Genomic DNA, 11,736 nt, shown 5'->3' with positions numbered 1-11,736 from the left:
TTTCTACTCCTTAATCCATCCAGCCACCGGCAACCACCAATGTAGTGCCTGTTGTATAGCTGGCTTCCTTTGAACATACATATTTACATGCCGCTGCCACTTCTTTGGGTTCGGCCATTCGACCTAAAGGAATATCTGCTGCTAAGCTCACTTTTTCAGTTGTTGACCAGTTTTGATTCATTTGAGTGTTAACCGCTCCAGGAGCTATAGCATTAACCGTAATGCCTAAGGTAGCTACCTCTTTAGCATACGCTTTAACAAAGCCTTCCTGCGCCCCTTTAACGGCACTGTAGACTGTCTCCATACTACTGCCGTGCTGACCGTAGACCGAGCTGATAAAAACGACTCGTCCTCTACTATTTTGGGCTAGTTTTACTTGCAGCTGCTGCAGTAATAAAAGCGGGGTTTTCACATGAATCTGCCATAGGCTGTCCATTTGCTGACTCGTTATCTCCGGTAATAATTCATACACCGTAAACCCTGAAGCAAAAATGATGCCATCGACTTGAAATAACTGACTCACAAAAGTTGAGATTGCAGATTCCTCTAGCATGTTTAAGGATACCACAAAAAAATCTTGCTGAGGATAACGTTGCCGCAAGTCTGAAACTAAACTTAATACTTTTTCCTGATTGCGATGATAGTGACAGTAAAGCGACCAGCCTTCCTCTGCTAGCGCATAGCAAATCGCCTGTCCAATATCTCCACTGGCACCCATCACAAGACCGTAAGGCATGCTTATCCCTCCTTACGCATATAAAAACGACTGAAAGCCTCTTCCTTAATTAACAGCTGTCCAGCTGCCAAAATATCCTCCAGCTGTACACTTTGAATCAATTCTGGCATGTCAAACAACGTCCATTCACCAAATAGAGATTGAGTAAACTGGTTCGCTACATACTCTAATGCGTTCAACGACTGGAAATACTTACCTAGCATTTTTTTCTTCAGCAATGCTAAGTTCTCTTCATTGATCTCTGTGTCTTGTTCAAAATTCAATAAAATTTTCGTCACTTCTTCAGCCAGGAGCTCAGGCTTATCTGTGTCTCCACCAAAATCGGCAAAGTAAAAGCTGCGATCTAGAGAAAATTCATACCCAAAGCTATCATCAATGATTCCTTCGTTGTATAGACGTAAATAGTTTTGAGAGGTATTTCCAACTAAAAGCTGAAGCAGTAAATCAACTGACAACTTAAAAATCAAGCGTTCCTTGTCGTTTTCTGGCAAAGAAGCAACTCCTTTAACACCTAAAATTGATTTCGGCATCGCAATTGGCATTGACTGCTCGCTCACCTTCACGATATCCTCCAAGGCTTCTGCTGGAAACTGGCGTTGAATCGGTTCTGGCGCTTCAAATTCTTTTTGCGCTTGATTTTCTCGAATAAAATCCATTAATGCTTTCGGTTCCAAGTTGCCGACTACAAATAACGTCATGTTACTAGGATGGTAAAAAGTACGATAGCATGTATACAAATCCTCTGCTGTAATTTCTGCAATAGACTCTATCGTGCCAGCAATATCAATGTGCAGCGGATGTTTAGGATACATATTTTTCAAAATACCGAAAAACTGCTGCCAGTTGGGATCGTCCTGGTACATTTGAATTTCTTGGCCAATAATCCCTTGTTCCTTTTGAACGGATTCCTCCGTAAAATATGGCTCCTGCACAAAATTCAGCAACGTAGCCAAATTCAGCTCTAGCTGATCGGTCGTTGAGAATAGATAACTCGTGCGAGTGAAGCTGGTAAACGCATTGGCGGAAGCCCCCTGTTCACCAAATTTTTGGAAAACATCGCCTTCCTCTTTTTCAAACATTTTATGCTCTAAAAAATGTGCAATTCCATCAGGAACCGTCACAAATTCTTCACCACCACGAGGAATAAAGGTATTATCAATAGAACCGTAATTAGTGCTAAACAGCCCATAAGTTTTGTGATACCCTTCCTTTGGCAGCAAATAAACGGTTAAACCGTTAGGCAAAATTTCTTTATATAAGGTTTCATTGATTTTTTCATAGACTTGCTTATCCATTTTGCTTTCCTCCGTCTAAAAAGAAGATCGCTTGCAGCTGTAACTGTTTAGCAACCTGCTGCACCTCTTCTTTAGTCACCTTCTCTAAGCGTTTCAGCCAATTTTCATCCGATAATTGACTGCCAGGCAGCCATTGATCCAAATAGGCAATTTCAATTGTATTTTGCGGACGATCCAGACCTAATAAATACTGGTTTTTCAGCATTGCCTTTGTTTGCTGGAAGGCTAGATCGGTAAAATCACCTAGCTGTAAAGCCTCTAGCTGTTCTGAAACTAAACGCAGTACTTTATTGCGATTTTCGCTGTTAATCCCTGTCTGAACACTCATGTACCCTCGAAAAGTATCAAAGCTGCTAGACGCATAGTAGGCCAAGCTCTCTTTTTCTCGTACATTCATAAACAATTTCGAATGAGGAAAGCCTCCGAATAAACCATTGAAGACCAATAATGGAAAACGTTGCGCATCTTCGTAGTAGATGCCCGTTGAATAAGCCAAATTTAGTTTGCCCTGGATTACAGCTTCCTGCAGCTGTTGTTCACGAATAACATTGCTGACTGTTTGATCATAATAAATTTCTGGCGAGCTTTCTTCACGATCCGTAAATGGCAAGGCCTCAAACAAGTCTGCAACTTCCGTTTCGGTCACATCTCCTACCACAAAAAGATCCAATTGATCTTTGGTTACTACCTCTTGATAATAGTCGGCCAAGGTTTTAGCAGTCTCCTGCTTCAAATCAGCCACTGTGCCAAAACTAGGGATCTGTTGTGCTTCATCAGTAAAATAAGTCTCCTGTAATTTTAAAGAAGCCAAGGTTTGCTTGTCTTCCTCCAGGCTTTCTAAATAGCCCTTTAGGTTTTCCTTTTCTAGTTGGAAGGTCTGCTCGTCAAATTGGCCATCTTTAATATTAGGATAAAAAAGAACCTCTTTAAACAGGTCCACCGCTTGAGCCAATATCGTTGGGTCATCTACATACTTTCCATTTACAACACTGATTCCAAGATTCATCCAGTGCAGATTTCCTTTACGTCCAACACTCAAGCCAAAACCTGCTCCATAAAGCTCCGCTAAATGAGCACTCAGTTTCGTTTGATCAGGATAATTCAGTGAATTTGTCTCTAATAAGTTCGCTAATAGTGTCCGGGTCGTCATTTTTTCTCTGTGCAGCCGCGTTGTAAAGCGTCCGTAAATTTGAATCGTTTTATATTTTTTCGTCGGTAAGACGTGAAGCCGAATGCCTTTTTTTATTCGAATCATATACAAGCTCCTTTAATTGTCATTACCTTCAATTATAGCACAGGAAAATGGGTAAAGCTGGCATTTGCTATAGCAAGCCTTTTGTTTCATCTTTTTTAGGGAGTTCGCTATACTAGTTAATGTAAAGGTAAGGAGGAATAACATGATTAAAGAATTCAAAGACTTCCTAATGCGCGGCAGCGTGCTTGATTTAGCTGTTGGGGTCGTTATCGGGAGTGCATTTACCGCTATTGTAAATAAAGTTGTTGAGGGTCTGATTACCCCATTGGTCGGCTTAGTCGTTTCGTTATTTACACGAGGTCAAAATTTGGAGGATGCCGTTTCAGTCTTAGACTGGTCACCAGTCAAGGGTGTAACCTTTGCTTTTGGCGATGTCGTTAGTGCTATTATTACTTTCTTGATTACTGGTTTTGTCTTGTTCTTAATTGTCAAAACAGCCAATAGAGCAAAAAAATTAGGCACCAAAGAAGAAGCAGAAGAAGAATTAGCAGCACCAACAGCAGAAGACTATTTGGCAGATATCCGCGACATGTTAGCTGAGCAAAAGCATCTCCAAGAAAATACCAGCGACAAAGATAAAATGGAATAAGCACCTAAAAAGCGAGCTTGGGATCACACCAAAGCTCGCTGCTTTCTAACATTTTAGGCAAAGTAAAAACCACGGAGCATTTCTGCTCCATGGCTCTTAGACTGCTTCAGTTAAAAATTCAATTTCTACTGTACGTGTTAATACATCGGAATAACTATAAGATACCCGTTCAAAAGAATTTTCTTCAGGATCCAAATCGACTACAAACACAGATGGATAGATCTCTGTTAGAATTCCTCTGCGTTGTGTTTGACGTTTTCTGCCTGTTTGAGCGACTAGTAAAATCGGACTGCCTAAGCGATCTTCTAAGCTCTGCTTGATGGTTGCTAAAGTTGTTGGCATACAGTTCACCTCAACCTACAGTATAACAGAAAAAGATGAATTTTACAATGTTATCATAAAAGAAATTGCTTTGCAAGCCTTATCAACACCCGCCCGCTTTGTATCCGGTTACAAACAATCTTTTTGATAATATAACTCTTTTTTAAGTTTTCTTTTGGCACGCCCTAAAGCACTCTCGGCTTTTGCAAGGTCTATTTCTAACTCCTTTGCAACCATTGCAATATCACTATCATTTATGTAAGCATCAAGCATTCTTGCTTCAAGTAAAGAGTACTCAATCGTAAGATTATTGAGTATTTCTCGAACAATCATCCTTTCCTCTATTTGCTCATTGTAAACTAACCGTTGGGCAAGATACCCTACACCTTCTCCTTCTACCGAAATCGTATTTTTATTACTTCGTCTTTTTTCCGCCTCTTGTTTGCGCAGTTCACAAACAATCCGGTTTTTTAAAACTCGTTTAAAGTAGAGTCCGAAGGTTGCATGGCTGCCATGCTGATAATTCATGATTGAATCATGCATAGCCAGCCTTCCTTCTTGCAGCCAATCATCCTCATCAAAGATTCGTATGTAGTAAACCTGTTGCATCGCATACACAACACCCTTATAAGCGGAAAACAGTTTTTCAAACGCTTCTTCATCACCCAGTTTTGCTTTTGCCAACCAATCTTTTAATTCTTCCAATTCCATTTAACCACTCCCTCCTGAATAAAAGGATACCTGATTTTTTTCAGATTAGAAGTGGTTAGAGAAATACTTTTTATTTTTGACTCAATTCGTCCCTTTTTTGGGACAAATCTTGTAATTGTCGCTCGTTCCAAGGAGAATTCCGGCGAAAATCAGTAAATTGCGTGTCTTTTGCATCGCCTAAAATAGTTTCTTCCATTTTTTTGAGATCCTTGTACAATTCACGAGCAGAGGTCCGCAAAGCCCCCTGCGAAAAAACAGTCCACTGCTCAGCTAAATCACTAGTTGCCACTGTAACCTGAGTCAAGCGATCATTCAGTTCGCCTGCAGTACGTTCGATATAGCTGTCAGCAGTTTCATCCTCTTTGGTAAAGACCACTGTCAGTTGATACTTTTGATAGCTTTTCTGAATACCAGGAACCAGCTGGGCATCAAATACTACAATTATTTCTAATCCTTGGTATTTAGCATAGTTGGACAGACGATTCAGCAATTCCTCACGAGCTTCTTCCAAATGATCCTGTTTTTTTAGGGTGGAGAGTTCAGGCCAGGCACCGATCATATTGTAGCCATCCACTAACAGCAGTTGCTTTTTCATTAGTAGCCACTTCGCTTTCTGAGTACTTCGTACATTAAAAGACCCGCAGCAACCCCAGCATTTAAACTTTGAACATGTCCCGTCATTGGAATAGTCAACATTTCGTCAACTTCTTTCTTCAGACCTGCGCTCATGCCCCTGCCTTCATTTCCAATGATCAAAGCAATGGGACCGTCCACCTTCCATTGATGATAAGCCGTTCCGTTCATGTCTGTTCCGAAAATCCAGTAGCCTGCATCCTTCAGCTGCTTGATGGTCTGACTTAGATTTGTTACTCGAGCGATCGGCACATATTCTACTGCACCCGTCGAAGCCTTAGTTACCACTGGCGTAATCCCAACGGAACGATGCTTCGGAATCACAACGCCATTTACTCCGCTGGCATCTGCTGTTCGCAAAATTGAGCCAAAGTTATGGGGGTCCTCTAAGCTATCCAATATCAATAAGAAGGGTGCTTCAACAGCTGCGGCCTGTTCCATCAGCTCATCTAAGGTTAAGTACTGATAAGGTGTGATAGCTAACAATATTCCTTGATGGACTCCGTGATCACTTAAGGTGTCCAGCTTTTGCTTAGGCACCCATTTGACTGGAACTGACTGAGTCTGAGCCAATCCTTTCAACTGTTCGATTTTTTCTCCACGGGCATCTTCTTGTAAAAATAATTTGTTTCCCCGACCTGCCTGCAATGCTTCTACCGTAGCGTGGTGTCCGAAGACAAAATTTTTCTCTTCGTTATTGTTTTCTTCTGGTAAATTTACCGCTTTTTGCGGCTTACGTTTACGTTTCTCTTTCATCCAGTTCACCTACTTTCTTAATACACCAACTCATTAATTCTTCTAAACGCTCTTTTTCTCCCAGTAAATGCAGATACCCCATTACCGCTTCAAAACCGGTTGACATACGATAGGTCATTTTATCGGTATTTTTCGCTGATGTATAGCTTTTCGCATTCCGACCTCGACGATAAACGCCGTGCTCTTCCTCGGTTAACAGATTGACCTCTTCCATTTCATGAATCAGCATTGCTTGGGCTTTAGCCGAAACGTAACGAGTAGCCATATGATGTAGTTTGTTGGGGCGAGTTTGTCCAGAAAGGACTAGAAAATCTCGCACATAGCTCTCATAAATAGCATCTCCTACATAGGCTAAGGTTAATCCGCTTAGTTGTTTTACATCAATCATTAGGCTCTTCTCCAACGCGTACCCTGCGGTGTATCCTCTAGTATAATTCCTTGATCTTTCAGTTGATCACGGATTTCATCGCTGCGGGCAAAATTTTTGTCTTTACGGGCTTGATTACGTTCAGCAATAAGTTGGTCCACTTCTTCGTCTAACAGTTCAGCTGTCTCAAAGGTAATACCAAAAACAGCCAACAATTGCAGAAACATTTCCAGACCATGCTGTATGACAACAGCAGAAACCTCAGCCTTTTCAATGTATTGATTCAACCATTTAGCCAATTCATAGACCACCGTAATTCCATTGGCTGCATTGAAATCATCATCCATTTCTCCAATAAACCTTGCTTCCAAAGTCTGGATTGCTTGAATATTTTGTTCATCATCTGCTAATGTGTCTACTGCAGTTTCTTTACGGAAGTTAACATTCTCAACTGTATTCCGCAGCCGTTGCAGATTAGCTTGTGCATCCCTTACTGTCGCCTCACTGTAACGAATTGGACGGCGATATTGAGTAGTTGCCATAAAAAAGCGCAACACCTGCGGATCAATTTCCTTCACCATATCATGAACAGTTACAAAGTTTCCCAACGATTTACTCATTTTTTCATCATCTTCGCCAATAGTTACATACCCGTTGTGCATCCAGTAATTGGCAAACTTTTTGCCCGTTTTTGCTTCACTTTGAGCAATCTCATTTTCATGGTGAGGAAATTCCAAATCTTGTCCGCCACCATGGATATCAATGGTATCACCTAAATGCTTGGTTGCCATGACTGAGCATTCAATATGCCAGCCTGGACGACCTTTACCCCAAGGGGATTCCCAAGAAATCTCATCTGGCTTGGCTGTTTTCCAAAGTGCAAAATCTAATGGATCTTCTTTTTGCAACTGCTCTGCTCCAGTTCGTTGACTGGCTCCGATCTCTAATTCATTAATTGATTGATCACTTAATTCACCGTAGTCTTTAAACTTGCGCGTACGGTAATACACATCTCCATTTGATTCGTACGCATAGTCTTTTTCAATCAATGCCGCGATAAAGTCAATGATATCAGGAATATGATTGATTACTCGTGGATGCAAAGTTGCCGGTTTAACATTTAACGCAGCCGTATCCTCTTCAAAAGCCGCAATAAAACGATCCGCTACTTCAGGAGCAGTAATTGATAATTCTTTCGCAGCTTTGATAATTTTGTCATCAACATCGGTAAAATTTGATACATAGTTAACTTCATAGCCCCGATATTCAAAATAGCGACGAATAGTATCAAAAGCAATTGTACTGCGTGCATTTCCAATATGAATGTAATTGTAAACGGTTGGTCCGCAAACATACATGCGAATTTTTCCTTCTTCAATTGGATGAAACACTTCTTTTTCTCGGGTCAAGGTATTATATATTTCAATCATGTTGAACCTTCTTTCCATTAATTTTAACTACTTTAGCTGGTACTCCAACTGCCGTAGCTTGATCAGGGACATTGGCTAAAACAACAGCACCCGCTCCTATTTTTGCGCCAGCTCCTATTTCAATGGGCCCTAATATTTGGGCATTGGCCGAAACAAAGGCTCCCTTACGAACTGTTGGGTGTCGTTTCCCTGTATCTTTACCTGTTCCACCTAATGTTACACCATGGAACATAACAACCCCTTCTTCGACTTCTGCTGTTTCACCAATCACTACCCCAGCACCATGGTCGATGAAAACTCCCGAGGCAATTTTGGCGCCAGGATGAATTTCAATTCCAGTTAAAAATCGCCAAAACTGAGAATGAATCCGCGCCAACAAGAACAGGTTTTGTCGATAGAAAAAATGGGACAGCTTATGGAAAAATAAAGCATGTATCCCAGGGTATGTTAACACGACTTCCACACTTGACTTAATGGCAGGATCATTTCGTTTGGCAGCATCTATTGCTTCTTTCCACCATCCCATTTTAATCGCTCCTTTATACTCAGACAACGAAATTCCCTTACTTGCAACTACCAAGAGAACGACCGTTAATATGTTCGAGCAGTAACAACAAAAAACACGCATCATTTGAGTTTCCTCAAAAGACGCGTGTTCACGTGGTCCCACTTTTGTTCGCAGCTTTGCTGCCTCTAACGGGTAACGTCCGTTTTTACGTTTTTGACTACCATTCTTTCGTCAAAACCACTCCAAGATGCATTTCACAGGCTAATCCCTGTCTGTTTGCACCACCCACAGACTCTCTAAAAAGGATTTTTTCTGCTACTTCTTCTTTTCGATGTGTTTACATTACTTGATTTAAATGTGCCAAAGCCTTTTCCTTACCTAACAATTCGACGGTTTCAGGTAATTCAGGTCCATGTGTCACACCGCTAACTGCGACGCGAATCGGCATCCAAAGGTTCTTGCCTTTGATACCTGTTTCTTTTTGAACAGCTTTAATGGCTGCCAAGACACTTGCAGCATCTACAGTTTGCATGTCTTCCAACTGCTCTTTAAAAGCACTTAAAACCATTGGTACTGATTCTTGTGCCAAGACTTCTTGAGCAGCTTCATCTAGTGCCGGATGTTCCTCAAAGAATAATTGAGAAACTTCTACGATTTCTGCAGCAAAGCTCATTTGCGGCTGATACAAACCAACTACACGCTTCACCCAGTTTTTACGCTCTTCACTTGGATTTTCTTCTACTTTACCTGCTTTAATTAAAAACGGCAGACACAATTCAGTCAACGCAGTTAAGTCCATCTCTTTGATGTAATGGTTATTTACCCATTCTAATTTCTTTTGGTCAAAGGCAGCTGGAGATTTGCTTAAACGTTTAGTATCAAACATTTTAACCAATTCTGCTTGAGAGAAAATTTCGTCTTCACCAACTGGCGACCAGCCTAATAACGCAATAAAATTGAACATTGCTTCTGGCAGGTAGCCTAATTCGCGGTACTGTTCGATAAATTGCAGAATTGATTCATCACGTTTGCTCAATTTTTTGCCTGTTTCACTATTAATAATCAAAGTCATATGCCCAAATGTTGGTCGAGACCAGCCAAAGGCATCGTAGATCATTAATTGTTTTGGTGTATTGGCAATATGATCATCTCCCCGCAAGACGTGGGTGATTTTCATCATGTGATCATCTACTGCTACCGCGAAGTTGTAGGTTGGCATACCATCACGTTTTTGAATAACAAAGTCGCCACCAACATTATCTGATTCAAAGTTGATTTCGCCTTTTACCATATCTTCAAAGCTGTAGGTTGTATTGCGCGGTACACGGAAACGGATAACTGGCTCTAAGCCCTGTGCTTCTTTTTCCGCTTGCTGCTCAGGAGTCAAGCTTGCACATTTGCCGCCATAATGAGGCATTTCGCCGCGGGCACGCTGTGCTTCTCTTTCTACTTCTAATTCTTCTTCTGTGCAATAGCATTTGTAAGCTAAATTGCTGGCTAATAATTGATCAATCAGCGGTTGGTAAATTTCTTTACGCTCCGACTGACGATAAGGGCCGTATTCTCCAGGCTTGTCAGGAGATTCATCCCAATCCATTCCCAACCAAGCCAAGTTTTCTAGCTGGCTTTTTTCACCATCTGCAATGTTGCGCTTTTGATCGGTATCCTCAATACGAATGATAAATTCACCATCATTGTGACGGGCAAATAAATAGTTGAATAACGCTGTCCGGGCATTTCCAATGTGTAAATGTCCAGTTGGGCTTGGTGCATAACGCACACGAATTTTTGACATGTGAACTCCTCTTTCCCGCATAATTAAGCAGATAATTGCGCCTGCTTTACTGCTCAAATTGTACAATCAATCGGCTGTTTAGTAAAGGGTCAATCCTTTTTCCCCTCTTGATACTCAATTTTCTTTTCAGGAGAATCATCCTTAATGTTGCGATTGGAATGGGCCGGCTTGGCAAAGATCATACGACCAGCCGCTGTTTGTAGGGCACTCGTCACTACAACTTCAATATGTTCATTCATGTAATGCTGTCCATCTTCAACTACAACCATCGTTCCATCATCCAGATAAGCTACCCCTTGCTGACGCTCCGTACCAGCTTTTACTAGTAGGACATTCATGTTCTCGCCAGGGATTACTACTGGCTTCACTGCATTAGCTAAGGCATTAATGTTCAGCACAGCCACATTTTGAAATTCTGAAACCTTATTTAAGTTGTAATCGTTTGTGACAATGACACCGTCTAGCAGCTTCGCCAATTTAATCAGTTTACTGTCGACTTCATTAATATCCTCAAAATCACCATCGTACATTTCTACTACAATACCGTCTTCTTTTTGCAAAGAATTCAAAATATCTAATCCACGGCGTCCTCTTACTCGTTTCAAACTGTCCCCAGAATCAGCAATGTATTGCAATTCATATAAGACAAAATTAGGGATCATCAATACGCCTTCTAAAAATCCACTCTTTGCAATATCGTAAATCCGGCCATCAATAATCACACTCGTATCCAAAATTTTATATTTATGGAAATGATCATCGGCCTTACGATCCAGTACTTCACCTTCAGGGTTTTCCGTTTTTTTCGTTCGTGGGGTAAATATTTTCTTCCACTCATCAATCCGGGTAGTTCCCACCCGAAAGCCCAAATAACCTAAAAGAATCATGATTAAAATCGGCAGCGCACTATTTACAAATGGAACCGCCAGATTATAAAGCGGGTTAGTTACAAACAGGCCTAAAGTCAGACCAATGATTGCCCCTACCGTTCCAAACAGTAAATAAGTTAAGCTGAATTCGTTTAATTGTTTCTCGATTTTTTTTACTCCAGTTGTAATTGGTTCAACGAGGGCTAAAGATAATAATGAAAAAATAATTGCGCCAATCAAGCCGTTCGTCAAAGAATTATTTAACCAGAAGTTGTTTGTTTGTCCAATTGCCATCCAAGCTGCCGGCAGCAAAGTAATCCCCATGCTGATTCCAACTAAAACGATAATGACAGTTAATACACGTTTTTGCATAACTTCCCTCCTAAGTAGTCATTTTTTCTAGCAAACCCTGTTATTCTGTATCAAGGTCTGTTAAGAAATTCACTTTAACACCTGGACTGATGACTTGTA

Annotated in this window: 13 protein-coding genes and 1 other annotated feature; of the genes, 1 reads left to right on the top strand and 12 read right to left on the bottom strand. The window is 41.0% G+C overall.

The window, feature by feature from the left end:
• Nucleotides 1–10 precede the first annotated feature (10 nt).
• From ymfI to yfmF, 3 genes are read right to left on the bottom strand one after another with little or no spacing between them, the layout of a single operon-like run.
• Nucleotides 11–736: an elongation factor P 5-aminopentanone reductase gene (gene ymfI / locus IGI46_RS04975; protein WP_429962329.1), complete on the bottom strand. Its 726-nt coding sequence runs from the start codon at nucleotides 734–736 to the stop codon at nucleotides 11–13.
• A gap of 2 nt (nucleotides 737–738) precedes the next feature.
• Nucleotides 739–2,031, bottom strand: a complete 1,293-nt coding sequence (yfmH, locus tag IGI46_RS04970) for an EF-P 5-aminopentanol modification-associated protein YfmH (RefSeq protein WP_429962328.1) — start codon at nucleotides 2,029–2,031, stop codon at nucleotides 739–741.
• On the bottom strand, nucleotides 2,024–3,286 hold the full coding sequence (yfmF, locus tag IGI46_RS04965; RefSeq protein WP_429962327.1) for an EF-P 5-aminopentanol modification-associated protein YfmF: 1,263 nt from the start codon (nucleotides 3,284–3,286) through the stop codon (nucleotides 2,024–2,026). Before yfmF ends, yfmH begins: the two co-directional genes overlap by 8 nt.
• Before the next feature lie 142 nt (nucleotides 3,287–3,428).
• On the opposite strand from yfmF, the gene mscL reads away from it, so the two are divergent.
• A complete protein-coding gene (mscL, locus tag IGI46_RS04960) occupies nucleotides 3,429–3,875 on the top strand; it encodes a large conductance mechanosensitive channel protein MscL (protein ID WP_429962326.1) in 447 nt (148 codons plus the stop codon).
• 96 nt (nucleotides 3,876–3,971) lie between these two features.
• Here mscL and IGI46_RS04955 read toward each other — a convergent pair whose 3' ends face one another.
• The 9 genes from IGI46_RS04955 to IGI46_RS04915 form a co-directional block, all read right to left on the bottom strand.
• Nucleotides 3,972–4,217: a Veg family protein gene (locus IGI46_RS04955; RefSeq protein WP_010756310.1), complete on the bottom strand. Its 246-nt coding sequence runs from the start codon at nucleotides 4,215–4,217 to the stop codon at nucleotides 3,972–3,974.
• Nucleotides 4,218–4,325: 108 nt separating this feature from the next.
• Nucleotides 4,326–4,907 carry a sigma-70 family RNA polymerase sigma factor gene (locus tag IGI46_RS04950; RefSeq protein WP_429962325.1) on the bottom strand — a complete coding sequence of 194 codons (582 nt, stop codon included), beginning with the start codon at nucleotides 4,905–4,907 and terminating at the stop codon, nucleotides 4,326–4,328.
• A gap of 70 nt (nucleotides 4,908–4,977) precedes the next feature.
• A complete protein-coding gene (locus IGI46_RS04945; protein ID WP_429973028.1) occupies nucleotides 4,978–5,502 on the bottom strand; it encodes an NYN domain-containing protein in 525 nt (174 codons plus the stop codon).
• Nucleotides 5,502–6,296, bottom strand: coding sequence for a 23S rRNA (guanosine(2251)-2'-O)-methyltransferase RlmB (gene rlmB, locus IGI46_RS04940; protein ID WP_207701392.1), 795 nt, complete (start codon nucleotides 6,294–6,296; stop codon nucleotides 5,502–5,504). Before rlmB ends, IGI46_RS04945 begins: the two co-directional genes overlap by 1 nt.
• Nucleotides 6,280–6,684 carry a Mini-ribonuclease 3 gene (locus IGI46_RS04935; protein WP_429962324.1) on the bottom strand — a complete coding sequence of 135 codons (405 nt, stop codon included), beginning with the start codon at nucleotides 6,682–6,684 and terminating at the stop codon, nucleotides 6,280–6,282. The genes rlmB and IGI46_RS04935 overlap by 17 nt, the downstream gene beginning before the upstream one ends.
• Nucleotides 6,684–8,093: a cysteine--tRNA ligase gene (cysS, locus tag IGI46_RS04930; protein ID WP_429962323.1), complete on the bottom strand. Its 1,410-nt coding sequence runs from the start codon at nucleotides 8,091–8,093 to the stop codon at nucleotides 6,684–6,686. The genes IGI46_RS04935 and cysS overlap by 1 nt, the downstream gene beginning before the upstream one ends.
• Complete coding sequence (gene epsC, locus IGI46_RS04925; RefSeq protein WP_207701389.1) at nucleotides 8,086–8,619, bottom strand: serine O-acetyltransferase EpsC; 534 nt, start codon at nucleotides 8,617–8,619, stop codon at nucleotides 8,086–8,088. Before epsC ends, cysS begins: the two co-directional genes overlap by 8 nt.
• 115 nt (nucleotides 8,620–8,734) lie before the next feature.
• Nucleotides 8,735–8,942, bottom strand: a binding site (T-box leader).
• Nucleotides 8,939–10,396 carry a glutamate--tRNA ligase gene (gene gltX / locus IGI46_RS04920; protein WP_429962322.1) on the bottom strand — a complete coding sequence of 486 codons (1,458 nt, stop codon included), beginning with the start codon at nucleotides 10,394–10,396 and terminating at the stop codon, nucleotides 8,939–8,941. It overlaps the preceding feature by 4 nt.
• A gap of 89 nt (nucleotides 10,397–10,485) precedes the next feature.
• The gene (locus IGI46_RS04915) at nucleotides 10,486–11,637 is read right to left on the bottom strand and encodes a PIN/TRAM domain-containing protein (RefSeq protein WP_429962321.1); all 1,152 of its coding nucleotides are present in this window, start codon (nucleotides 11,635–11,637) and stop codon (nucleotides 10,486–10,488) included.
• Nucleotides 11,638–11,736 lie beyond the last annotated feature (99 nt).

This window comes from Enterococcus sp. AZ163, assembly GCF_050498925.1.
GTDB classification, from domain to species: Bacteria; Bacillota; Bacilli; order Lactobacillales; family Enterococcaceae; genus Enterococcus_A; species Enterococcus_A ferrettii.
This window is presented reverse-complemented; position numbering and strand designations above follow the sequence as displayed.